The sequence below is a fragment of the Actinoplanes sp. NPDC051405 genome (assembly GCF_055586185.1).
Genome location: NZ_JBVJIR010000013.1, coordinates 22,645 through 45,013 on the forward strand (window position 1 = coordinate 22,645; position 22,369 = coordinate 45,013).

At 70.7% G+C, this 22,369-nt stretch carries 21 protein-coding genes; 15 read left to right on the forward strand and 6 right to left on the reverse strand.

The genetic code is table 11. From position 1 onward, the window contains the following. From ACZ6S4_RS26250 to ACZ6S4_RS26260, 3 genes are all read left to right on the forward strand, one after another. Positions 1 to 1,026 (forward strand): ABC transporter permease, encoded by a 1,026-nt coding sequence (locus ACZ6S4_RS26250; protein ID WP_465477454.1) that lies wholly within the window; start codon positions 1 to 3, stop codon positions 1,024 to 1,026. Next, the gene (locus ACZ6S4_RS26255) at positions 1,023 to 1,808 is read left to right on the forward strand and encodes an ATP-binding cassette domain-containing protein (protein WP_465477455.1); all 786 of its coding nucleotides are present in this window, start codon (positions 1,023 to 1,025) and stop codon (positions 1,806 to 1,808) included. Before ACZ6S4_RS26250 ends, ACZ6S4_RS26255 begins: the two co-directional genes overlap by 4 nt. Before the next feature lie 116 nt (positions 1,809 to 1,924). Further along, on the forward strand, positions 1,925 to 2,479 hold the full coding sequence (locus ACZ6S4_RS26260; protein WP_465477456.1) for a DM13 domain-containing protein: 555 nt from the start codon (positions 1,925 to 1,927) through the stop codon (positions 2,477 to 2,479). Between the two features lie 30 nt (positions 2,480 to 2,509). On the opposite strand, the gene rhaI is transcribed toward ACZ6S4_RS26260, so the two are convergent. The 6 genes from rhaI to ACZ6S4_RS26290 all read right to left on the reverse strand — a co-directional run bounded on the left by rhaI (position 2,510) and on the right by ACZ6S4_RS26290 (position 8,715). Further along, on the reverse strand, positions 2,510 to 3,676 hold the full coding sequence (gene rhaI / locus ACZ6S4_RS26265; protein ID WP_465477457.1) for an L-rhamnose isomerase: 1,167 nt from the start codon (positions 3,674 to 3,676) through the stop codon (positions 2,510 to 2,512). Between the two features lie 5 nt (positions 3,677 to 3,681). Continuing rightward, on the reverse strand, positions 3,682 to 4,008 hold the full coding sequence (locus ACZ6S4_RS26270; RefSeq protein ID WP_360551330.1) for an L-rhamnose mutarotase: 327 nt from the start codon (positions 4,006 to 4,008) through the stop codon (positions 3,682 to 3,684). A gap of 3 nt (positions 4,009 to 4,011) precedes the next feature. After that, positions 4,012 to 5,085, reverse strand: coding sequence for a rhamnose ABC transporter substrate-binding protein (gene rhaS, locus ACZ6S4_RS26275; RefSeq protein ID WP_465477458.1), 1,074 nt, complete (start codon positions 5,083 to 5,085; stop codon positions 4,012 to 4,014). Between the two features lie 25 nt (positions 5,086 to 5,110). Further along, positions 5,111 to 6,100 (reverse strand): ABC transporter permease, encoded by a 990-nt coding sequence (locus ACZ6S4_RS26280; RefSeq protein ID WP_465477459.1) that lies wholly within the window; start codon positions 6,098 to 6,100, stop codon positions 5,111 to 5,113. After that, positions 6,093 to 7,103 carry an ABC transporter permease gene (locus ACZ6S4_RS26285; protein WP_465477460.1) on the reverse strand — a complete coding sequence of 337 codons (1,011 nt, stop codon included), beginning with the start codon at positions 7,101 to 7,103 and terminating at the stop codon, positions 6,093 to 6,095. The genes ACZ6S4_RS26280 and ACZ6S4_RS26285 overlap by 8 nt, the downstream gene beginning before the upstream one ends. Positions 7,104 to 7,188: 85 nt before the next feature. Then, entirely contained in the window at positions 7,189 to 8,715 is a 1,527-nt protein-coding gene (locus tag ACZ6S4_RS26290) for a sugar ABC transporter ATP-binding protein (protein WP_465477461.1), read from the reverse strand. A gap of 166 nt (positions 8,716 to 8,881) precedes the next feature. Here ACZ6S4_RS26290 and ACZ6S4_RS26295 point away from each other — a divergent pair, with 166 nt between their 5' ends. From ACZ6S4_RS26295 to ACZ6S4_RS26350, 12 genes are all read left to right on the forward strand, one after another. Further along, a complete protein-coding gene (locus ACZ6S4_RS26295) occupies positions 8,882 to 9,916 on the forward strand; it encodes a LacI family DNA-binding transcriptional regulator (protein WP_465477462.1) in 1,035 nt (344 codons plus the stop codon). 114 nt (positions 9,917 to 10,030) lie between these two features. Further along, positions 10,031 to 12,061: a bifunctional aldolase/short-chain dehydrogenase gene (locus ACZ6S4_RS26300; RefSeq protein ID WP_465477463.1), complete on the forward strand. Its 2,031-nt coding sequence runs from the start codon at positions 10,031 to 10,033 to the stop codon at positions 12,059 to 12,061. Next, positions 12,058 to 13,470 (forward strand): rhamnulokinase, encoded by a 1,413-nt coding sequence (locus ACZ6S4_RS26305; protein ID WP_465477464.1) that lies wholly within the window; start codon positions 12,058 to 12,060, stop codon positions 13,468 to 13,470. The genes ACZ6S4_RS26300 and ACZ6S4_RS26305 overlap by 4 nt, the downstream gene beginning before the upstream one ends. 1 nt (position 13,471) lies before the next feature. After that, positions 13,472 to 14,206, forward strand: a complete 735-nt coding sequence (locus ACZ6S4_RS26310) for a (Fe-S)-binding protein (RefSeq protein WP_465477465.1) — start codon at positions 13,472 to 13,474, stop codon at positions 14,204 to 14,206. Next, positions 14,203 to 15,621 carry a lactate utilization protein B gene (locus tag ACZ6S4_RS26315; RefSeq protein ID WP_465477466.1) on the forward strand — a complete coding sequence of 473 codons (1,419 nt, stop codon included), beginning with the start codon at positions 14,203 to 14,205 and terminating at the stop codon, positions 15,619 to 15,621. Before ACZ6S4_RS26310 ends, ACZ6S4_RS26315 begins: the two co-directional genes overlap by 4 nt. Continuing rightward, positions 15,618 to 16,214 (forward strand): LutC/YkgG family protein, encoded by a 597-nt coding sequence (locus ACZ6S4_RS26320; protein ID WP_465477467.1) that lies wholly within the window; start codon positions 15,618 to 15,620, stop codon positions 16,212 to 16,214. The genes ACZ6S4_RS26315 and ACZ6S4_RS26320 overlap by 4 nt, the downstream gene beginning before the upstream one ends. Next, on the forward strand, positions 16,211 to 17,632 hold the full coding sequence (locus tag ACZ6S4_RS26325) for an arabinose isomerase (RefSeq protein ID WP_465477468.1): 1,422 nt from the start codon (positions 16,211 to 16,213) through the stop codon (positions 17,630 to 17,632). Before ACZ6S4_RS26320 ends, ACZ6S4_RS26325 begins: the two co-directional genes overlap by 4 nt. A gap of 39 nt (positions 17,633 to 17,671) precedes the next feature. Then, positions 17,672 to 18,538, forward strand: coding sequence for an NmrA family NAD(P)-binding protein (locus ACZ6S4_RS26330; protein WP_465477469.1), 867 nt, complete (start codon positions 17,672 to 17,674; stop codon positions 18,536 to 18,538). 28 nt (positions 18,539 to 18,566) lie between these two features. Further along, positions 18,567 to 19,211, forward strand: a complete 645-nt coding sequence (locus ACZ6S4_RS26335) for an aspartate/glutamate racemase family protein (RefSeq protein ID WP_465477470.1) — start codon at positions 18,567 to 18,569, stop codon at positions 19,209 to 19,211. 32 nt (positions 19,212 to 19,243) lie between these two features. Then, a complete protein-coding gene (locus ACZ6S4_RS26340) occupies positions 19,244 to 19,864 on the forward strand; it encodes a TetR/AcrR family transcriptional regulator (RefSeq protein WP_465477471.1) in 621 nt (206 codons plus the stop codon). A 1-nt stretch (position 19,865) separates the two neighbouring features. Beyond that, positions 19,866 to 20,756, forward strand: coding sequence for an ABC transporter ATP-binding protein (locus ACZ6S4_RS26345; protein ID WP_465477472.1), 891 nt, complete (start codon positions 19,866 to 19,868; stop codon positions 20,754 to 20,756). Then, complete coding sequence (locus tag ACZ6S4_RS26350; protein ID WP_465477473.1) at positions 20,753 to 22,351, forward strand: ABC transporter permease; 1,599 nt, start codon at positions 20,753 to 20,755, stop codon at positions 22,349 to 22,351. Before ACZ6S4_RS26345 ends, ACZ6S4_RS26350 begins: the two co-directional genes overlap by 4 nt. Positions 22,352 to 22,369: the final 18 nt, after the last annotated feature.

Here is a 22,369-nt window from a genome sequence, read left to right on the forward strand (position 1 = left end):
ATGGCAACTGCGACGGAGACACCCGGCGCCGACTTCGAGGTCGCTCACCGCGACTCGTTCGGCCTCCGCCTTCAACATCTTTTGCACGCCAACCCGGTCCTCGGGCCGCTGGCCGTGCTGATCGTCGCGATCATCGCGTTCTCGATCGTCAACACCAGGTTCTTCTCCGCGGCGAACCTGTCCCTGGTCCTCGCTCAGGTCACCGTGATCGCGACGCTCGCCCTGGGCCAGACCCTGATCATCCTGACCGCCGGCATCGACCTGTCGGCCGGCGCGATCGCGGTCTTCTCGGCGATCCTGATGGCGAATTTCTGTACCGGCCTCAACATGCCGGGCTTCCTGGCGCTGCTGCTCGGCTTCGCGTGCGGCACGGCGATGGGGGCCGTCAACGGCTTCCTGGTCACCAAGCTCAGGCTTCCGCCCTTCATCGTCACGCTGGGCACGCTGACCATCTTCTTCTCCCTGAACGCGGTGGTCAGCAACAGCGAGACCGTCCGTGGCGCCGACATGCCGAGCTTGATGACCTGGACCGGCAACTCGATCCCGATCGGGAACTTCCGCCTCACGTACGGCTCGATCATCATGCTCCTGCTGTTCGCGTACTTCTTCTACGCGCTTCGCTCCACGGCCTGGGGCAAGCACGTGTACGCCACCGGCGACGACGTCGAGGCGGCCCGGCTGGCCGGCATCCGCACCAACCGGGTGCTCTTCTCCGTGTACACCGTGGCCGGCCTGCTCTACGCGATCGGCGGCTGGATCCTCATCGGCCGGTTGGCGTCGGCCAGCCCCAACGTCGGGGCCGAGTACAACCTCGACTCGATCACCGCCGTCGTGCTCGGCGGCACCAGCCTCTTCGGCGGGCGCGGCAGCGTGATCGGCACCCTGATCGGAGCGTTGATCGTCGGTGTGTTCCGCAACGGCCTGCAACTCGGCGGCGTCGAGGTGGTCTGGCAAGGCTTCGCCATCGGCCTGCTCGTCCTGGTCGCGGTCTCGCTCGACCAGTGGATCAGGAAGGTCAAGGCATGACGACCACGACGCAGACGCCGGTCCTCAGCGCGAAGGGACTCACCAAACGCTACGGCCGGGTCACGGCCATCGAGAACAGCGACCTCGAGCTCTACCCCGGCGAGATCCTCGCGGTGATCGGCGACAACGGTGCCGGCAAGTCGAGCCTCATCAAGGCCCTCTCCGGCGCCCTCATCCCGGACGCCGGCGAGATCTACCTGGACGGCGAGCGGATCAACTTCCGTAGCCCGATGGACGCCCGTGCCGCCGGCATCGAGACGGTGTACCAGACTCTCGCAGTCGCGCCCGGCCTGGACATCGCCGACAACCTCTTCCTTGGCCGGGAGGAACGTCGCAAAGGCCCGCTCGGCTCGGTCTTTCGCATGCTGGACCGCAAGCACATGCGTTCCGAGGCCAGGCGCCACATGAACGAGCTGGGCGTGGCGACGCTGCAGAACATCGGCCAGGCGGTGGAGTCGCTGTCCGGCGGCCAGCGCCAAGCGGTGGCGGTGGCCCGGTCGGCCGCGTTCGGCAGCAAAGTCGTGATCCTGGACGAGCCCACCGCGGCGCTGGGCGTCAAGGAGGGCAACCGGGTGCTGCAACTGATCCGCGACGTCCGCGACCGGGGCCTGCCGGTGATCCTGATCAGCCACAACATGCCGCACGTCTTCGAGGTGGCGGACCGCATCCACATCCAGCGGCTGGGCCGCCGGGCGGCCGTGATCACCCCGAAGAGCCACTCCATGTCCGAAGCCGTCGCCATCATGACCGGCGCTGCGGAGCCACCGCCGGCGGTGGCCTGACCGGTTCTCCGCCCCCGTGCGTCCCAGCGGGGGCGGAGTCCTGTCCGGCAGCCGTAAGGAAGCGGTAATGCCCGGGATTCTTCCGGTGGTCGCGGCGGCCGTGTTGACTCAGCACTGTGCTGAAACGCTTGTTCACCAAACCCGTGACCTGGGTGGCCGTCCTGGTGCTGGGGGCCGGCGCTGCCGTTGGTCTCTACTGGTTCCAGCCCTGGCGGTTGTTCACCGACACCACGGTCAACGAGACGCTGTCCACTGTGGCTGAGGCGCCGGGCAGTGCTGCCGCGCCGAGCAGCGCGGCGCCGCCGCCCGCCGAGCCTGCACGGCCGGTCGTGGTGCGGACGGGTTCCTTCATCACCCATGAGCATGCGACGGCCGGCACCGCCCGCCTGGTCCGCAACCCGGACGGCAGCCACCAGGTCGAGCTGGTCGGCCTGGACACCTCGGACGGCCCGGACCTGCGGGTCTGGCTCACCGACCAGGAAGTCCGCGAGGGCTCCGTAGGCTGGCGGGTCTTCGACGACGGCAAGTGGACGGAGCTCGGCCGCCTCAAGGGCAACCGCGGCGACCAGGTCTACCCGGTCCCGGGCAAGGTCGACCCCGAGGACTACCGCAGCATCAGCATCTGGTGCAAGCGCTTCGCCGTCTCGTTCGGAGCCGCCGCGCTGCGCTGAGCGCGGCAGCCCCGCCGCGCGATGGCTGGGTCAGGCGCCCCAGCCAGCCTGTTGGCCGCCGACCCGGTTTTGGACGATCTGCTCCTGATAGCCGCTGCGCCGATAGGCCGCGACCGGGTTCGGGTCCAGGCCCGCGTCCGCGCGGACCTCGGCGAGCAGCGGCCGGACGTCGGTGTTGTAGGCGTCCATCAGCACCGCATTGGCCTCCAGCACGTCGCCGTCGTTCTGGGCCCTGCTCAGCGCGTCCCGGTCGACCAGCAGCGCCTTGGCCGTCGCTTCCTGGATGTTCATCACCGAGCGGATGATCGCGGGGATCTTCGTCTCGATGTTGTGGCACTGGTCCAGCATGAAGTTGATGCCGTAGGCCGGGTCCAGCGCGCCGCCGCGGACGATCTCGTACATGATCCGGAAGAGCTGGAACGGGTCGGCCGCCCCGGCCATCAGGTCGTCGTCGGCGTAGAAGCGGCTGTTGAAGTCGAAGGCACCCAGCTTGTTCTGGCGCAGCAGGAACGCCACGATGAACTCGATGTTCGTGCCCGGGGCGTGGTGGCCCGTGTCGATGCACACCGTCGCCTTCTCGCCCAGCTCGATGCAGTGCGCGTACGACGTGCCCCAGTCCGGGACGTCGGTGGCGTAGAAGGCCGGCTCGAACAGCTTGTACTCCAGCAGGATGCGCTGGTCGTCGCCGAGCCGGTCGTACGTCTCGCGCAGCGCCGCCGCCAGCCGGTCCTGGCGGTTGCGCAGGTCGTCCTGGCCGGGGTAGTTGATGCCGTCGGCGAACCACAGCTTCAGGTCGCGCGAGCCGGTCGCGTCCATGATGGCGATGGCCTCGAGCAGGTGATCGGTGGCCTTGCGGCGTACGCCGGCGTCCGGGTTGGTGACCGAGCCCAGCTTGTAGTCGTCGTCCTGGAAGACGTTGGTGTTGATGGCGCCGATCCCCACCCCGAGCGACTCGGCGTAGGAACGCAGCTCGGCGTAGTCGTCCACCTTGTCCCACGGGATGTGCAGCGCGACCGTCGGCGCCACCCCGGTGAACTTGTGCACGGTCGCGGCGTCGGCGATCTTCTCCTGCGGGTTGCGGGGCACGCCGGCCTGGGCGAAGACCTTGAACCGGGTGCCGGAGTTGCCGAAGGCCCAGGACGGGGTCTCGATCCGCTGGGCGGCGAGGGCCCGCTTGACGGCGGCCAGATCAGCCATGTGGATCACTTCTCTTCTGATAGGTGGAAGACCTCGGTCAGCAGCACGAAGCTCTCGTCCGGCGGGCGGCCGTCGATGCCGGTGAAGAACTCGGCCATCTCCGCCTGCCAGCGGGCGTTCACCTCGGTCCGCGCCATTGCCGCCTGGGCCGCCGCGAGGTCGTCGGTCTCGACGTAGCCGACCAGCAGCCCGTCGGAACGCAGGAACAGGGAGTAGTTGCGCCAGCCGGTGGCCCGCAATGCGTCCTGCATCTCGGGCCACACGGCCTGGTGCCGCTCCACGTACTCCGCCATCCGCTCGGGGCGGACCTGAAGGTTGAAGCAGTAGCGCATCGGTCAGAAGTTGAACTGGTCGATGTTCTCGGCGGTGAACTCGGTCGGCGGGCCGAGCACGATCTCGCCGGCCGCGCCGACGGTGTACTCGCCGAGCTTGCCGGCCTTGAACTTCTCGCCCTCCTTGCCGGTGATCTGGTTCGAGGCCAGCGCCGCACCCGCGTACGCGGCCAGGTAGCCGATGTCGGCCGGGTTCCACAGCGCGAACTTCTTCACGGTGCCGTCCTTGACGTACTCGCGCATCTGGTTCGGCAGGCCCAGCCCGGTGATCGCCACCTTGCCCTTGTAGTTCGAGGAGCTGACGTAGCGCGAGGCCGCGGCGATGCCCACGGTGGTCGGCGAGACGATGACCTTCAGGTTCGGGTACGACTGCAGCAGGCCCTGCGCCTCCTGAAAGGACTTCTGGTCGTCGTCGTTGCCGTACGCCGTCTTGACCAGCTTGAGCTTGGCGTTCTCGGGCTTGGCCAGCTCGGTCTTCATGACCTCGATCCAGGCGTTCTGGTTGGTCGCGTTCGGGGTCGCCGAGAGGATCGCGATCTCACCGGAGCCGCCGGCCAGCTCACTGGCCATCTTGACCAGGCTCTCGCCGATGCCCTGGGTGGTGGCCTGGTTGATGAAGACGTCCCGGCAGTCCTTGGACGCGTCCGAGTCGAAGGCCACGATCTTGATGCCGGCCTGGCGGGCCTGGTTGAGCGACGGGCAGACCGCGTTCGGGTCGTTGGCCGCGATGCCGATGACGTCCTGCTGCTGTTGGATCAGCGTGTTGATGTAGCTGACCTGCGAGGAGGCGCTGGCGTCGTTCGGGCCGACCAGCTTGTACTCGCCCTTGAGCTCGCCCGCGGCGACCTTGCCGCCACCCACCTCGACGTCGGTGTACGGGTTGTTGAGCTGCTTCGGCAGGAAGGCGATCTTGAGGCCTTCCTTGAGCTTCGCGTTCGGGTCGGCCGCGCCGGACTGCGCGGCGGCGGGGCCGGAGTTGTCGGTGCTGTCCTTGGTGGTGCCACCGCAGGCGGCAATGCCGAGGACGAGAAGTGAGGCGGCGCCTGCGGAGAGTAGGCGTCGGTGGGAACGAAGCATGGCGTACTCCTTGGAGGGCGAGGGGTCAGACAGCAGCGGCGCGGCGAAGTTTCCGCCTTTGCCAGGTGGTACGGATCGAGGTCGCGATGTTGGGCAGCAGCACGGAGAGCACGAGCAGGGCACCGGTGACGATGTTCAGCGCCTGACCCGACACGTCCTGCAGGCGCAGGGCGTTCTGCAGAGCGGCGAGCAGGACCACGCCGGCCAGGACACCGGGGAGGGTGCCCTTGCCGCCGAAGATGGAGACGCCGCCGAGCAGGACCGCGGCGACCACGGCCAGCTCGAGTCCGGCGCCGTTGTCGGCCCGGGCGCTGGAGTAACGCAGCGTCCAGAGCACCCCGACCAGTCCGGCGACCGCGCCGCTGACCACGTACAGCCAGAACTTGGTGCGGGCCACCCGGATGCCGGAGAAATGGGCGGCCTGGGCGTTCGCGCCGATCGCGTACAGCGACCGGCCGAACGGGGTCGCGTGCAGGATCACCCCGAAGATCGCCGCCAGGACGACGATGAGGATTGCGACGTTGGGCACCGGCCCGTCGCCGATGGTGCCGGTCACCCAGCCGGTGTAGCTGAACGGGAAGTCCGCGACCGCGCCGTCACCCAGGACCACCAGCGCCAGCCCGCGGTAGAGGGCGAGGGTGCCGATCGTGACCGCCAGCGACGGCAGGCCCAGCCCGGTGACCAGGAAGCCGTTGACGGCACCGAGGATCGCGCCGGCGATGATGCAGATCGGGATGATCGACTCGATGGACAGTCCCTGGTTCCACAGGTAGCCCATGATCGAGCTGGACAGCCCGAGGGTGCTCGCCACCGACAGATCGATCTCCCCGGTGACGATGATGAACGTCATCGGCAGCGCGACCAGCATGATCGGCAGCAGGTCCAGGATCAGGAAGGTGAAGTTGCGGCTGGTGCCGAAGTTGGTCACCGAGAACGAGGCCACGACCAGTACGAAGACGGTCAGCAGGACGATGATGCTGTCCCAGGATGAGAGTCTCCTTCTGATTTCAGACATGGCTGTCCTTCTTCCGCAGCGAGCGGGCGATCCGCACCGCGACCAGGCGGTCGGCGCAGATGGCCAGGATGATCAGGGCGCCGACGATGGCCTGCTGCCAGAACTGGTTGATGTCCAGCACGGTCAGCGCGCTGCCGATCACGGTCAGCAGCAGGGCGCCGAGGCCCGCGCCCCAGACCGTGCCGCTGCCACCGAAGACCGCCACCCCGCCGACGACCACGGCCGCGACGACGTTGAGCTCCAGGCCGGTGCCGGCGGCCGCGTCGACCGTGCCGAAGCGGGCGGCGAAGAGCACCCCGGCCAGCCCGGCGAGGGCACCGCTCAGGATGAACGCGCCGAGCAGGTTGCGGGCCACCTTGATGCCGGCCAGCTCGGCGGCCTGCGGGCTGGAGCCCATCGCGTACAGCTCGCGGCCCACCCGGTAGTTGCGCATCAGGAGCGAGACGCCGCCCACCACGACCAGCGCGATCAGCACCAGCCACGGGATGCCCAGGATCGAGTCGTTGGCGAAGGTCAGGAAGTGCCGCGGCAGTTCGTCGGCGTTGACCTGCTGGCCACCGGCCCACGAGTAGGTGATGCCGCGGAACATGTAGAGCGTGCCGAGCGTGACCACGAGCGCGGGCACCCGGCCGTACCGGACGAGCACGCCGTTGAGCAGGCCGGCCGCGCCGCCGACGGCGAGGCCCACGATGATCGCGACGACCATCGGCAGGCCGGGGTTGTCGCTCATCATGGTGGCGACGGTGAAGGCGCTGAGGCCGAGCACCGACCCGACGGAGAGGTCGATGTTGCGAGTGATGACCACGACGGCCTGCCCGGCGGCCATCACCGCGAGGATCGCCGTGTTCAGCAGGATGTCGCGGATGCTCTGCCCGGACAGGAAGCGCGGGTTGCTGGCCGCGGTGTAGGCCACCAGCAGCACCAGGGCCAGGATGATGCCGAGCTCGCGGATCTTGACCAGGCCGGAGAAGATCCGGCGGGGTGCCGCCACGGCCGCGGTCATGCTGTGCCTTCCTTTGGCATGCCCTTCTGGCCCTCGCGGTCGCGGCCGTTGTCGGCCGCCGGAAGGTGTCGCTCGGTGCAGGCGGTCATGCCGTCACCTGCTGGCCCATTGCCGCGTACATGACGTTCTCCTCGGTGGCTTCGGCGCGGGTGAGCTGGGCGGCCACGTGCCCTTCGCGCAGGACGATGATCCGGTCCGCCATGCCCAGCACCTCGGGCAGCTCGGACGAGACCATGACGACGGCGAGCCCGCGGGCCGCCAGCGACGACATCAGCCGGTGCACCTCGGCCTTGGTGCCGACGTCGATGCCGCGGGTGGGCTCGTCGACGATCAGCAGCTTGGGGTTGGTGGCCAGCCACTTGGCCAGCACCACCTTCTGCTGGTTGCCGCCGGAGAGCGTGCCCACCGGGTCGGACAGCCGGCCCAGCTTGGTCTGCAGCTGACTCGTCCAGCTGGTCGCCTCGCGGCGTTCGGCCGCGCCGAAGAGCAGGCCGAGCCTGGCCAGCGCCCGGCTGCGCGGCAGGGTCACGTTGCGCTCAACCGACAGGTCCATGATCAGCCCCTGCTGGCGGCGGTCCTCGGGGACCAGCGCCATGCCGGCCGCCATGGCCGCGCGGGGCGAGCCCGCCTTGAGCGGCTTGCCGAGGAAGCGGACCGACCCGGTGTCGTACCGGTCGACGCCGAACACCGCCTGCATGACCTCGGAACGGCCCGCACCGACCAGCCCGGCCAGCGCGACGATCTCGCCGGCCCGGACCGTGAAGCTGATGTCCCGGAAGATCCCCTCGCGGCCGAGTCCGTCCACTTCGAGCACGGTCTCGCCGATCTCGGTGTCCTGCTTGGGGAACAGCGTGCTCAGGTCGCGCCCGACCATCCGCCGGATCATGTCGTCGACGCTGAGGTCGGCGACCGGTTCGGTGCACACGTGCTTGCCGTCGCGCATGATGGTGACCCGCTGGCAGAGCGCGGTGATCTCCTCGAAGCGGTGCGAGATGAACATGATCGCGGCGCCCTCGTCGCGCAGCGCCCGGGTGACCGCGAAGAGCCGGTCGACCTCGACGCCGCTGAGCGCGGCGGTCGGCTCATCCATGATCAGGACGCGGGCCTCGCTGGAGAGCGCCTTGGCGATCTCGACGAGCTGCTGGTCGGCGATGGAGAGCCCGCGCGCCGGGCGGTCGGGGTCGATGTGCACGCCGAGGCGGGTGAAGAGCCGGGCCGCGTTGTCGTGCATCGCCCGGCGGTCGATCTGCCGCAGGCGGGTCAGCGGCTGGTTGCCCATCGCGATGTTCTCGGCGACGGACAGGTCGGGGAAGAGCGTCGGCTCCTGGTAGATCACCGCGATGCCGGCCGCCTTGGCGTCACCGGGACCGGCGAACTCGACCTCCGTGCCGTTGACGGCCAGCGCGCCGGTGTCCGGCCGGTGCACGCCGGCGAGCATCTTGACGATGGTGGACTTGCCCGCGCCGTTCTCGCCGACCAGAGCGTGCGCCTCGCCCGCGTACAGGGGGAAGCTGACGCCCTGCACGGCCGCGACGGCGCCGAAGGACTTGGTCACCTCGCGCACTTCGAGCAATGCCGGGCCGGGCCGCGACTCGTCGGGCGTTGCCGCCACGGGCCACCTCCGCAGGGATGTTTGAAATGTTTCATACGGCGTGTGACGAACGTAGGTGGCCCCGATCACACGTGTCAAGCACCTGGATGAAACCTTCTCGAAACGGGAAGCCGGGTGGTACGAGTTATCCCGTACGATGTCGCTTCAACGTTTCAAAGGGGGATCCGTGGTCAACGGCAGGACACCGTCCGTCAAGGACGTCGCCCGCTCGGCCGGGGTCTCCCTGGGCACGGTCTCGAATGTGATGAACCGCCCCGAGGTGGTCAGTCCCACCACCCGGGAGCGGGTCGAGCGCGCCATGGTGGAGCTGGGCTTCGTGCGCAACGAGTCGGCCCGGCAGCTGCGGGCGGGCACCAGCCGCACCCTGGCGTACGTGATGCTGGACGGCAGCAACCCCTTCTTCCACGACGTCGCGCAGGGCATCGAGCTCGCCGCCGAGGACGCCGACCTCTCGCTGTTCATCTGCAACAGCAACGGCCGGGCCGAGCGCGAGGAGGTCCACCTCGACCGCCTCATGCAGCAGCGGGTGCAGGGCATCCTGATCACCCCGGTCAATCCGGACGCGCCGCACCTGGCCGAGATCAGCCGGCGCGGCATCCCGGTGGTCATCGTCGACCGGGTCGGTGCGGGTGGTCTCTTCTGCTCGGTCGCCGTCGATGACGTGCTGGGCGGCCGGATCGCCGTCGAGCACCTGGCCGAGCAGGGGCACACCCGGGTCGCGGTGGTCGGCGGGCCGGAGTCGATCGGTCAGGTCCGCGAGCGCGTCGAGGGGGCCCGGCAGATCTGGGGCGAGCTGGGCCTGCCGCCGGAGGATCTGACCTATCTGCCGACGGCCGGGCTGACCGTCGCCGAGGGCCGCTCGGCCGGTGAGCGGCTCGCCGGTATCCCGGCGCGACGCCGGCCGACCGCCGCGTTCTGCGCCAACGATCTGCTCGCCCTCGGCCTGTTGCAGCAGAGCATCGGCGCGGGTCTGCGGGTGCCGGAGGAGCTGGCCATCGTGGGCTTCGACGACATCGAGTTCGCCGCAGCGGCGGCGGTGCCGCTGACCTCGGTGCGCCAGCCGCGCCAGGAGCTGGGCCGGGCCGCGGCGCAGCTGGTGATCGACGAGGCGACCAATCCCGAGCACGTGCACCAGCAGCCGTTGTTCGTCCCGGAGCTGGTCGCGCGGGCCTCCACGGTCGTCCGTTCGCGGGCCTACTGACATCGTTTCATCAGGCGGCGGATCCGACGCGAAGTATTGACCGCGCCAGCGCCGGGCCCGTAACCTGCTGGCAACGTGTGAAACGTTTCATGACCCCGCCTGCGAAGGATGCTCATGTCTAACCCCGCAGTCAGCGACCTCCTGGCCCGCAGCAACCGCCTCGGCGCCGACCCGCGCAACACCAACTACGCCGGCGGCAACACCTCGGCCAAGGGGACGGAGATCGACCCGGTCGCCGCCGCGCCGACCGAGCTGGTCTGGGTCAAGGGCTCGGGCGGCGACCTCGGCACGCTGAAGGAGCCCGGCCTCGCGGTGCTGCGGCTCGACCGGCTCCGCGCGCTGGCCGGCGTCTTCCCCGGCGTTGAGCGCGAGGACGAGATGGTGGCCGCCTTCGACTACTGCCTGCACGGCCGCGGTGGGGCAGCCCCGTCGATCGACACGGCCATGCACGGCCTGGTGGACGCGCCGCACGTCGACCACCTGCACCCGGACGCCGGCATCGCGCTGGCGACGGCCGCCGACGGCCCGGCGCTGACCAAGGAGATCTTCGGCGACCGCGTGCTGTGGGTGCCGTGGCGCCGGCCCGGTTTCCAGCTCGGCCTCGACATCGCCGCCGTGCAGCGGGCCAATCCGCAGGCCATCGGCGTCGTGCTCGGTGGGCACGGAATCACCGCATGGGGCGCCACCAGCGCCGAGTGCGAGGCCAACTCGCTGGAGATCATCAACACCGCCGCGGCGTGGATCGCCGGGCACGGCCGCGAGGCGCCCTTCGGCCCGCTGGTGCACGAGCCTCTGCCCGATGACGTACGCCGTGAGCGCGCGGCCGCCCTGTTCCCGATCGTGCGCGGTCTCGCCTCCACCGACCGTCCGCAGGTGGGCCACTACACCGACAGCGAGGTCGTGCTCGACTTCGTACGCCGCGAGCGGATGCCCGAACTGGCCGCGCTGGGCACCTCCTGCCCGGACCACTTCCTGCGGACCAAGGTCAAGCCGCTGGTGCTCGACACCGCGCCGGACGCCCCGCTGGAGCAGGTCGAGGCCCGGCTCAAGGAACTGCACGCCGCCTACCGCGAGGACTACCGCGCGTACTACGAGCGGCACGCCGGCCCGGACAGCCCGGCCATGCGCGGCGCGGACCCGGCGATCGTGCTGGTGCCCGGCGTCGGCATGTTCAGCTTCGGCGCCAACAAGCAGACCGCGCGGGTGGCCGGCGAGTTCTACGTCAACGCGATCAACGTGATGCACGGCGCCGAGTCGGTCTCGACCTACGCGCCGATCGACGAGTCGGAGAAGTTCCGGATCGAGTACTGGGCTCTGGAAGAGGCCAAGCTTCAGCGGATGCCCAGGCCCAAGCCACTGGCCACCCGGATCGCGTTCGTCACCGGCGGCGGCTCGGGCATCGGCAGAGCGATCGCGCTGCGGCTCGCCGCCGAGGGTGCCTGCGTTGTCGTGGCGGACCGGGACTTCGATGCCGCGACCGCGGTGGCGGCCGAGATCGGCGGTCCGGACGTCGCGGTGGCGGTGGCCGCCGACGTGACGTCCGAGGCACAGGTGAGCACCGCGCTGCGGGACGCGGTGCTGGCCTTCGGCGGGGTGGACCTGGTGGTCAACAACGCCGGGCTGTCGATCTCCAAGCCGCTGCTGGAGACCACCGAGGCCGACTGGGACCTGCAGCACGACGTCATGGCCAAGGGCTCGTTCCTGGTCGCCAAGGCCGCCGCCGGCGTCATGATCGGGCAGGGGCTGGGCGGCGACATCGTCTACATCTCCAGCAAGAACTCGCTGTTCGCGGGCCCGAACAACGTCGCGTACGGCGCGGCCAAGGCCGACCAGGCCCACCAGGTCCGGCTGCTCGCCGCCGAGCTGGGTGGGCACGGCATCCGGGTCAACGGCATCAACCCCGACGGCGTGGTCCGTGGCTCCGGCATCTTCGCCGGTGGCTGGGGCGCCAAGCGGGCCGCCGTGTACGGCGTACCGGAATCCGAGCTCGGCGCCTACTACGCCCAGCGCACGCTGCTCAAGCGCGAGGTGCTCCCGGAGCACGTGGCGAACGCGGTGTTCGTGCTGACCGGCGGCGAGCTGTCGCACACGACCGGCCTGCACATCCCGGTGGACGCCGGGGTGGCGGCGGCCTTCCTGCGGTGAACACCTTCGCGGCGGTCGACCTGGGCGCGTCCAGCGGGCGCGTCATGGTCGGCCGGGTCGGCCCGGGGTCGCTGTCACTGGACGCCGTCAACCGTTTCGCCAACGAACCGGTACGCGCCGGCGGAACGCTGTACTGGGACATCCTGGCGCTGTACCGCGGTGTCCTGGAGGGTCTGCGCCTCGCCGGGCCGGTCGACGGCATCGGCATCGACTCGTGGGCGGTGGACTACGGGCTGCTCGACGCGACCGGCACGCTGCTCGGCAACCCGGTGCACTACCGGGACACCCGCACGGAGGGCGCGGCCGCCAAGGTCGCCGCGGTCGTCGGCGAGGACAAGCTGTACGCGCTGACCGGCCTGCAGAAGCTGCCGTTCAACACGATCTACCAGCTGGTGGCCGCGGCCGGCACCCCGCAGCTGGACGCGGCCCGGCAGCTGCTCATGATCCCGGACCTGCTGGCGTACTGGCTGACCGGCGAAACGGGAGCGGAATTCACCAACGCTTCCACCACCCAGCTTCTCGATCTAGGCTCAGGGGGGTGGGCCGGAGAACTGATGTCCGCGCTCGGGATCCGGCCCACTCTCTTCCCGCCGCTGCGCGCGCCCGGCACGGTGATCGGCCCGGTGCGGCCCGAGCTGGGCCTGGGCACCCCGGACGTCATCGCGGTGGGCTCGCACGACACCGCCTCGGCCGTGGTGGGCGTCCCGGCCGCCGGTGACAATTTCGCCTATATCTCCTGCGGGACGTGGTCACTGGTCGGCGTCGAGCTGGACGCACCGGTGCTGACCGAGGCGTCCCGGCTGGCGAATTTCACCAACGAGGGCGGCGTCGACGGCACCGTGCGCTATCTGCGCAACGTGATGGGGCTCTGGCCGTTGCAGGAGTGCCTGCGCGAGTGGGGTGCGCCCGACCTGCCCGTGCTGCTGCGCGAGGCTGCGGCCGTACCGGCGTTCCAGGCCGTTGTTGATCTCGACGACCCGGTGTTCCTGCCGCCGGGCGACATGATCGCCCGGCTCACCGCGGCCGGTGGCCGCGGCTCGTTCGGCTCGCCGGCCGCGGTTGTGCGGTGCATCCTGGACAGCCTGGCGCTCGCCCACCGTCGTGCGGTGCGCCAGGCCCAGGAGCTGTCCGGGCGGCACGTCGACGCGGTGCACATCGTCGGCGGTGGCGCCCGCAACGAGCTGCTCTGCCAGCTGACCGCCGACGCCTGCGGGCTGCCCGTGCTGGCCGGGCCGGTCGAGGCGACCGCGTTCGGCAACGTACTCGTACAGGCCCGGGCCGCGGGAACGATCAGCGGTGATCTCTCGGCACTACGGGCCCTGCTGCGGGAGACTCAGCAGATCGTGCGCTACGAACCGCGCGGCGACGCAGCCGCGTGGCAAGCGGTCGAGCGCCGGCTGGAGGCCTGACATGCGCATCGCCTTGTTCGTGACCTGCCTGGCCGACACCATGTTCCCGGCCGCGGCCAAGGCGACCGTGCAGGTGCTGGAGCGGCTGGGCCACGAGGTGGTCTTCCCCGCGGGGCAGACCTGCTGCGGTCAGATGCACATCAACACCGGCTACCAGAAGGACGCGCTGCCGCTCATCCGCCGGCACGTGCGCACGTTCGCGCCGTACGACGTGGTGGTCGCGCCCTCCGGATCGTGCGTCGGGTCGGTACGGCACCAGCACGCGATGGTGGCCCGGGCGGCGGGCGACGAGGGGCTGGCCGCGCGGGCCGAGGACGTCGCCGGCCGGACGTACGAGCTGTCCGAGCTGCTGGTGGACGTGCTCGGGGTGGAGGACGTCGGGGCGTACTACCCGCACCGGGTCACGTATCACCCGACCTGCCACTCACTGCGGATGATCCGGGTCGGCGACAAGCCGCAGCGGCTGCTGCGCCACGTCCGCGGGCTGGAGCTGATCGAGCTGCCCGCGGCCGACCAGTGCTGCGGCTTCGGTGGCACCTTCGCGCTGAAGAACGCCGACACGTCGACCGCGATGCTGGCCGACAAGATGCGCCACGTGCTCGACACCGGCGCGGAGGTCTGCACGGCCGGCGACTCGTCCTGCCTGATGCACATCGGCGGCGGCCTGTCCCGGCTCGACGCGGGCGTCCGGACCGTGCACCTCGCCGAGATCCTCGCCGCGACGGAGGCCGCATGACCACTTTCCTGGGTATGCCCACGCCCGCCCCGCGCGGAGTGGGAAACCTGCGCGGCGACGAGCCGTTCCCGGCCGCCGCCCGCAAGGCTCTGGGCAACGCCCAGCTGCGCCGCAACCTGGGCCACGCCACCACGACGATCCGGGCCAAGTCCGGCGCGGTCATCAGCGAGCTGCCCGACTGGCAGGAGCTGCGTACGGCCGGCTCGGCGCTGAAGACCGACACCATGGCCCGGCTGCCCGAGCTGCTGCTCCAGCTGGAGGAGAAGGTCACCGCGGCCGGGGGAGTCGTGCACTGGGCCGCCGACGCGAACGAGGCCAACCAGATCGTCACGGAGCTGGTGCGGGCCACCGGCCACGACCGGGTCATCAAGGTCAAATCGATGGCCACCCAGGAGATCGGCCTCAACGAGGCGCTGGAGGCGGCCGGCATCGAGCCGGTGGAGACCGACCTGGCCGAGCTCATCGTCCAGCTCGGGCACGACAAGCCGAGCCACATCCTGGTGCCGGCGATCCACCGCAACCGCGCCGAGATCCTCCAGATCTTCCTGCGCGAGATGCCCGGCGTCGACCCGGCGCTGACCGACGAACCGGCGATCCTGGCCGGAGCCGCCCGGCGCTACCTGCGCGAGACCTTCCTGAGCACCAAGGTCGCGGTGTCGGGGGCCAACTTCGCCATCGCGGAGACCGGGACGCTGGCGGTGCTGGAGTCCGAGGGCAACGGCCGGATGTGCCTGACCCTGCCGGAGACCCTGATCACGGTCATGGGCATCGAGAAGCTCGTGCCGACCTGGCAGGACCTCGAGGTGTTCCTGCAACTGCTGCCGCGGGCGTCGACGGGGGAGCGGATGAACCCGTACACGTCTATGTGGACCGGGGTGACGCCCGGCGACGGGCCGCAGAACTTCCACCTGGTGCTGCTCGACAACGGGCGTACCGCGGTGCTGGCCGACGAGGTGGGCCGCCAGGCGCTGCACTGCATCCGCTGCTCGGCGTGCCTCAACGTGTGCCCGGTGTACGAGCGGACCGGCGGGCACGCGTACGGGTCGGTTTATCCGGGGCCGATCGGGGCGGTGCTGTCGCCGCAGCTCACCGGGGTCGAGGACAACGCTTCGCTGCCGTACGCGTCGTCGCTCTGCGGTGCCTGTTTCGACGCCTGCCCGGTGAAGATCGACATTCCCTCGATCCTGGTGCACCTGCGCAACGAGGTGCCTCATCCACGGGCCGAGAAGGCGGTGATGGCGTCGGCGGCGTACACGATGGACCACCCGAAGCTCTACGCGGCCGCGCAGCATGCCGCCAAGCTCAGCAAGCTCGCCGGCCGGCGGTTGCCGCCGCCGTTCAACGGCTGGACCGCCGGCCGGGATCTGCCGGAGCCGCCGCCGGAGACCTTCCGCGACTGGTGGGCGAAGCGATGAGCAGCCGCGAGCTGATGCTCGGCCGGATCCGGGCCGCGCTCGGCGACACCGCCCGGCCGGCCGGGATCCCGCGCGACTACCGCCGTGGTGACCAGGTAGCTGACCTCGACCTGCTGGTGCACCGGCTGGAGGACTACAAGGCGGTCGTGCACCGCGGTGTCTCGATTGCGGAGACCGTCGCCGCACTCGCCCCCGCGCCGCTGATCGTGCCGCCCGGCATCGACCCCGCGTGGCTGCCGGACCGTGTCGAGGTGCTGCGCGACGAGGGGCTGAGCGCCGACACGCTGGCGGTCGCCGGGGGAGTGCTGACCGCGGCCACGGTCGCCGTCGCGGAGACCGGGACCATCGTGCTCGACGGCTCGCCCGACCAGGGCCGCCGGATCATCTCCCTGCTGCCGGACCTGCACATCTGCGTGGTACGCGCGGACCAGGTGGTCGCGTCGGTGCCCGAGGCGCTGACCCGGCTCGACCCGTACCGCCCACTCACCTGGATCAGTGGCCCGTCGGCCACCAGCGACATCGAACTCAACCGCGTCGAGGGCGTCCACGGCCCGCGCCGCCTGCACGTCATCCTCACGGAGGCTCCGTCATGACCGAACTTCTGCCCGTCAAGCAGCGGCGCAAGACCCGGATCGGCCTGGTCGCCGGTGGCCTGGGCACGTACTGGCCGCAGTTCCCGGACCTGCTGCCGCAGTTGCAGGAGTCGGCCCGTTACGTCTCGCAGCGCTTCCAGGACATGGACGCCGAGGTCACCGACGTCGGCTTCATCTCCGACGCGCAGGAGGGGGCGGCCGCCGCGGAACAGCTGCGCCGGGCCGACTGCGATCTGATCGTGCTGTTCCTGACGACGTACCTGACCGCCTCGATGGTGTTGCCGATCGCGCAGCGGGCCAACACCCCGGTGCTGGTCATCGACCTCCAGCCGACCGAGAAGATGGACCACGCGTCCTTCGACACCGGGGCCTGGCTGGCCTACTGCGGGCAGTGCCCGGTGCCGGAGATGGGCAACACGTTCCGCCGGGCCGGGATCCCGTTCCGGTCGGTCTCCGGCTGGCTGCGGCAGGAGTCGGCCTGGCGGCGGATCGGCCAGTGGATCCGGGCCGCGCACGTCCGCGCGGCGCTGCGGCACGCCCGGCACGGCCTGATGGGCCACCTCTACCCCGGCATGCTGGACGTCTCGACCGACCTGACGCTGCTGCCGGTGACCTTCGGCTCGCACGTCGAGGTGCTGGAGTTCGACGACCTGCGCCAGCGCGTCGAGAAGGTCACCGAGGCCGAGACCAAGCAGCGGATGGACCTGGCCCGGGAGATCTTCACCCTGGACGACACGGTCCGGGAGGAGGACTTCGCCTGGGGCGCGACCGTCTCCGTGGCGCTGGACCGCCTCGTCGACGACTTCGAGCTGGACAGCATCGCCTACTACCACCGCGGCCTCGACGGCGAGCAGCACGAACGGCTCGGCGCCGGCATGATCCTGGGCGCGTCCCTGCTCACCGCCCGCGGCATCCCGACGACCGGCGAGTACGAGCTGCGCACGACCGTGGCCCAGCTGGCCACCCAGGCGGTCGGGGCCGGCGGCTCCTTCTGCGAGCTGCAGGCCCTGAACTTCGAGGACAACGTGGTGGAGATGGGCCACGACGGCCCGGCGCACCTGGCGGTCAGCGCCCGCGACCCGCTGCTGCGCGGGCTGGGCGTCTATCACGGCAAGCGCGGCTGGGGCGTCAGCGTGGAGTTCGACGTACGGCCCGGCCCGGTCACCCTGCTGGGTCTGGGGCAGGACCGGGACGGCTCGCTGTCGTTCATCGCCGCCGAGGGGACCGTGGTGCCGGGTCCGCTGCTGGCGATCGGCAACACGACCAGCCGGGTCGACTTCGGCCGGGACCCGGGCGAATGGGTGGACGACTGGAGCGCGTCCGGCGTGGGTCACCACTGGTCACTGTCGCTGGATCACCGGGCCGCGGACTACAAGGCGGCGGCGAGCCTGCTGGGCATCGATTTCCGCCAGGTCTGAGCGGGGCGAACTGTCGTACCCGGTGCTTATGGTGCCGGGATGACTATTGCTGTCACCGCCGCAACCGGTCATGTCGGCTCCCGCGCCGTGCAGGTGCTGATCCAGGCCGGGGTGCGCCCCACCGTGCTGATCCGTGATCCCGCCAAGCTGCCCGCCGAGGTCCGCGACCTCGTCGACGTGCTCCCGGGCGACCTGCGCGACGCCGCCTACGTCACCGAGGCCACCAAAGGTGTCGACGCTCTGCTCTGGATCGTGCCCGAATCCTTCACCGCCGACGACCCGGTCGCCGAGATGACCCGGATCGCCGCCAACGGTGCCGCCGCGGTCGCCGCCAACTCCATTGGCCGCACCGTGCTGATCAGCAGCGTCGGCGCGGAACGGCGGCACGGCGCCGGGATGATCGACGGACTGGCCCGCGCCGAGGAGCTGCTCACCGGCGCGGGACCGGTGTGCACGCTGCGCTGCGGCTACTACTTCACCAATCTGCTCGGCAGCCTGGAGGAGATGCGGGCCGGCACGCTCACCACCACCAGACCGGCGGACGCGCCGATGCCGTGGGTCGATCCGCGTGACGTCGGTGAGGTGGCGGCCGCCCGGTTGCTGAGCGGGCAGTGGTCGTCCTCATCCGTGCAGGCGGTGCACGGACCGGCCGATCTGAGCTGGCACGAGGTCGCCGGCATCGTCGGTGCCGCGCTCGGGCGCGAGGTCGCGGTGCAGGTGATCACCGATGACGAGTTGCGAGGCGCGCTGCGGGGTGCCGGGCTGACACCGGGGGTGGTCGAGGGGATCGTCGGGATGACGGCCGGGCTGCGCGACGGCTTCGTCCCGGAGCAGCCGCGGAGCTTCGTCAGCACAACCCCGACCACGCTGACGGCCTGGGCGGCGGAGCACCTGCGTCTGCCGTGAGCGTCCTGGGTCTTGGCATGCTCGGGCCATGACCACGATCGGATTCCTGCACACCGCCGATGTCCACGTCGCGACTTTCCACGCCCTGGTGGCTGAGCGGGGCCATCGGGATCTGCACCTCGTCGACGCCACTCTGCTGGCCGACGCCCGAGAACGCGGCGTGGACGCCGTTCTTGAGGAGCGTCTGGCTGAGCGGCTGCGGGAGCTCGCCGGCCGGGGTCCGGACGTCATCGTGTGCACCTGCTCGACCCTGAGCGGGCACGCCGAGCGGATCCCGGTTGCTGTGCCGGTGCTGCGGATCGACCGGCCCATGGCCGAGCGGGCGGTCGCGATCGGAGGCCGCATCGCGGTGGTGGCGGCGGTGGAGTCCACCCTCGCGCCGACCCGGGACCTGCTGCTGGAGTGCGCGGCCGGAGCGGACGTGGTGATGGCTCCCTGCCTGGACGCCTGGGCCCTGTTCGAGGCCGGCGACCAGGCCGGTTATCTGCGGGTGATCGCGGCGCACGCCCGCACCCTGGACGCCGACGTGATCGTGCTCGCGCAGGCCAGCATGGCCCCCGCCGCCGATCTGCTCGCCGACCTGCCGATCCCGGTGCTCAGCAGCCCGCGTACGGCGGTGGACAGAGCGATCTTGATCGGCGTCGGCAGCAAAGATCTTGCGCCGCCGCTCTAGGCGGCTACACACGTGTGTAATAAACTACACACATGAGTAGTGATCTGACGGCGCGAGCCCGCATCCGGGACGCGGCCATCCGCCTCTTCGCCGAGAAGGGCATCGGTCCGGCGACGATCCGTGACATCGCCCACGCCGCCTCGGTGTCCTCCGGCCTGCTGCGCCACCACTTCGGGTCCAAGGAGGGCCTGCGCGACGCCTGCGACGACTTCGCGACGGAGCGGATGGCCACCCTGCGCGCGCAACTGCTGGCGCGGGGCGCCTTCGGTGACGCCGCCTTCGTCGGTGCGGTGCATCCCGAAGCGATGCTGCTGCAGCGCTATCTCGTCCGTTCCATGATGGACGGCTCACCCGCGGCCGAGGCCATGTTCGAGCGGATGGTGGAGGCCGGTGAGCTGTGGCTGGCCGAGCAGCCGATCAAGAGCAAGGATCCGCGTGCGTACGCGGCCGTGCTCGTCGCGATGAAGATGGGCATGTTCCTCATGCGCGAACAGCTCTCCCGGGTGCTCGACGTCGATCTCGACGTGCCCGCCCACCACGCCCGCATGCTCCGGGCCTCCGTCGAGATCTTCGCGCAACCCCTGCTCGATGCCGGCCGGGCCGACGAGGCGTACGCGGCCCTGGACCGGCTCACTGTCCCTGAGGAGTCATGACATGACCGAGGCGATCACCGTCGCGGGGCTCACCAAGAGCTTCGGGCGGACCCGGGCCCTGAACGGCCTGGACCTGCACGTGCGGACCGGCGAGGTGCACGGCTTCCTCGGGCCCAACGGCGCCGGTAAGACCACCACCATCCGGATCCTGCTGGGCCTCATGCGCGCCGACGGTGGCAGCGCCTCGCTGCTGGGCGGCGATCCGTGGGCCGACGCGACCGCACTGCACAAGCGGCTCGCGTACGTGCCGGGCGACGTCACGCTCTGGCCCAACCTGTCCGGTGGCGAGGTCATCGACCTGTTGGGCCGGCTGCGCGGCGGCCTCGATCCCCGGCGCCGCGACGAGCTGCTGGAGCGCTTCGAGCTGGACCCGCGCAAGAAGGGGCGCACCTACTCCAAGGGCAACCGGCAGAAGGTCGCTCTGGTCGCCGCGCTGGCCTCCGATGTGGAGCTGCTGATCCTGGACGAGCCGACCTCCGGGCTGGACCCGTTGATGGAGGAGGTGTTCCGCGACGTCATCCGCGACGAACGCCGCAACGACCGGACCGTACTGCTGTCCAGCCACATCCTGTCCGAGGTCGAGGCGCTCTGCGACCGGATCACCATCATCCGCGAGGGGCGCACCGTGGAGACGGGCACGCTGGTCGACCTGCGCCACCTGACCCGCACCTCGATCGAGGCGGAGCTGATCGGGCCGGTCGACGGGCTGGCCACCCTGCCGGGCGTGCACGACCTGCGCACCGAGGCGGGCCGGGTGCACTTCGACGTGGACGCCGACGCGCTCGACCCGGCGCTGCGCAAGCTGGTCGGGGTGGGCGTGCGCAGCCTGGTCAGCCAGCCGCCGACCCTGGAGGAGCTGTTCCTCCGGCAGTACCGGGAGCCGGCGCGATGACCGGCACGGGACAGCTCATCCGGCTGATCCTGCGCCGCGACCGGGTGCTGCTGCCGCTCTGGGTGGTGCCGCTGGCGCTCATCCCCGCCCTCTACGTCTCGTCCTTCGAGGCGTTGTTCCCGACCGACGCCGAACGCATCGAATACGCCCGGGTCAGCGCGGGCAACGCCGGTTTCGTCGCGCTCTACGGTCCGCTGCACGGCACCGGCCTCGGCGAGCTGATCGCCTGGCGGGGCGGCTTCATCCCGGTGCTGGTGGCGCTGTTCAGTGTGCTCACGGTCATCCGGCACACCCGTACGGATGAGGAGGCCGGACGCACCGAGCTGATCGGGGCCGCCGCGGTCTCGCGGCACGCCGGGCTCTTCGCGGCACTGATCGTGGCCTTCGGCGCCAACGCGGTGCTGGCCCTGATCCAGGCGCCGGTGATGATCTCCCAGGGGCTGCCGGTCACCGGCTCGGTGCTGATGGCGCTCGAGTTCGCGCTGGCCGGCTGCATGTTCGCCGCCGTCGCCGCGGTCTGCGCCCAGCTGGCCGGTGGCGCGCGGTCGGCGCGCTCGTTCGCGCTGGTCGCGCTGGGCATCGCGTACGTGCTACGCCTGGCCGGCGACGTCAGCGACATCGGCGACGGCGCGACCGGCTGGCTTTCCTGGCTCTCGCCGATCGGCTGGGTCCAGCACATGTTCCCGTACGGCGCGGACGTGTGGTGGCCGATCATCCCGGCAGCCGGCCTCAGTTGCCTGCTCGTGGGGGCCGCCGTGCTCCTGGCCGCACACCGCGACGTCGGTGCCGGCGTGCTGCCCGACCGCCCCGGCCCGGCGGTCGCTGCCCCCGGTCTGCGTTCCCCGCTGGCGCTGGCCTGGCGGTTGCACCGCGGCATGCTGATCGGCTGGGTGACCGGCTTCGCGCTGCTCGGCCTCGTCTTCGGTGCCGTCGCGCGGAGCGTCGCCGACCTGGTCGACGACAGTCCCGAGCTGGCCGATGTCTTCGCCCGGCTGGGTGGCGCCTCGGGCGCGGTCGACAGCTACCTCGCCGGGGTCACCGGCATCCTGGGACTGATCGCCGCGGCCTACGCCGTGCAAGCTCTGCTCCGGGTACGCGACGAGGAAGGTGCCGGGTCCGCGGAGCTGGTGCTGACCACCGGTGCGAGCCGGCTGCGCTGGCTGGCGAGCCACCTCGTGTTCGCCTTCCTGGGGCCGGTCCTCGCCCTGGTGGTGAGCGGCGCGGTCGCCGGGCTGGTGCACGGGCTGGCGTCCGGTGACGTGGGCGGCCAGGTCGCCGCGATGCTGGGCGGTGTGCTCGCTCAGGTGCCCGCGGTGTGGGTGCTGGCCGCCGTCGCGGTCGGGCTCTTCGGCCTGCTGCCGAGATTCGCCCCGGTCGCCTGGGGTGCGGTCGCGGCGTGCCTGCTCGTGCTGCTGGTCGGGGCCGCTCTGCGGCTCTCGCAGTGGGTGCTGGACCTGTCGCCGTTCACCCACGTCCCGCACCTGCCGGGCGGGCACGCCACGGCCACGCCCTTCGTGGTGCTGACGCTGGTCGCGGTGGTGGTGGGCGCCGCCGGCCTGGCCGGCTTCCGGCGCCGCGACGTGCCCACCACCTGATCCGCTCTCCGTCCGACT

Excerpts from the sequence above, each read along its gene's own strand:
- ACZ6S4_RS26250 (WP_465477454.1), top strand. The coding sequence starts at position 1 with ATGGCAACTGCGACGGAGACACCCGGCGCCGACTTCGAGGTCGCTCAC.
- ACZ6S4_RS26255 (WP_465477455.1), top strand. The coding sequence starts at position 1,023 with ATGACGACCACGACGCAGACGCCGGTCCTCAGCGCGAAGGGACTCACC.
- rhaI (WP_465477457.1), bottom strand. The coding sequence starts at position 3,676 with ATGGCTGATCTGGCCGCCGTCAAGCGGGCCCTCGCCGCCCAGCGGATC.
- ACZ6S4_RS26270 (WP_360551330.1), bottom strand. The coding sequence starts at position 4,008 with ATGCGCTACTGCTTCAACCTTCAGGTCCGCCCCGAGCGGATGGCGGAG.
- rhaS (WP_465477458.1), bottom strand. The coding sequence starts at position 5,085 with ATGCTTCGTTCCCACCGACGCCTACTCTCCGCAGGCGCCGCCTCACTT.
- ACZ6S4_RS26280 (WP_465477459.1), bottom strand. The coding sequence starts at position 6,100 with ATGTCTGAAATCAGAAGGAGACTCTCATCCTGGGACAGCATCATCGTC.
- ACZ6S4_RS26285 (WP_465477460.1), bottom strand. The coding sequence starts at position 7,103 with ATGACCGCGGCCGTGGCGGCACCCCGCCGGATCTTCTCCGGCCTGGTC.
- ACZ6S4_RS26300 (WP_465477463.1), top strand. The coding sequence starts at position 10,031 with ATGTCTAACCCCGCAGTCAGCGACCTCCTGGCCCGCAGCAACCGCCTC.
- ACZ6S4_RS26310 (WP_465477465.1), top strand. The coding sequence starts at position 13,472 with ATGCGCATCGCCTTGTTCGTGACCTGCCTGGCCGACACCATGTTCCCG.
- ACZ6S4_RS26315 (WP_465477466.1), top strand. The coding sequence starts at position 14,203 with ATGACCACTTTCCTGGGTATGCCCACGCCCGCCCCGCGCGGAGTGGGA.
- ACZ6S4_RS26320 (WP_465477467.1), top strand. The coding sequence starts at position 15,618 with ATGAGCAGCCGCGAGCTGATGCTCGGCCGGATCCGGGCCGCGCTCGGC.
- ACZ6S4_RS26325 (WP_465477468.1), top strand. The coding sequence starts at position 16,211 with ATGACCGAACTTCTGCCCGTCAAGCAGCGGCGCAAGACCCGGATCGGC.
- ACZ6S4_RS26330 (WP_465477469.1), top strand. The coding sequence starts at position 17,672 with ATGACTATTGCTGTCACCGCCGCAACCGGTCATGTCGGCTCCCGCGCC.
- ACZ6S4_RS26335 (WP_465477470.1), top strand. The coding sequence starts at position 18,567 with ATGACCACGATCGGATTCCTGCACACCGCCGATGTCCACGTCGCGACT.
- ACZ6S4_RS26340 (WP_465477471.1), top strand. The coding sequence starts at position 19,244 with ATGAGTAGTGATCTGACGGCGCGAGCCCGCATCCGGGACGCGGCCATC.
- ACZ6S4_RS26345 (WP_465477472.1), top strand. The coding sequence starts at position 19,866 with ATGACCGAGGCGATCACCGTCGCGGGGCTCACCAAGAGCTTCGGGCGG.
- ACZ6S4_RS26350 (WP_465477473.1), top strand. The coding sequence starts at position 20,753 with ATGACCGGCACGGGACAGCTCATCCGGCTGATCCTGCGCCGCGACCGG.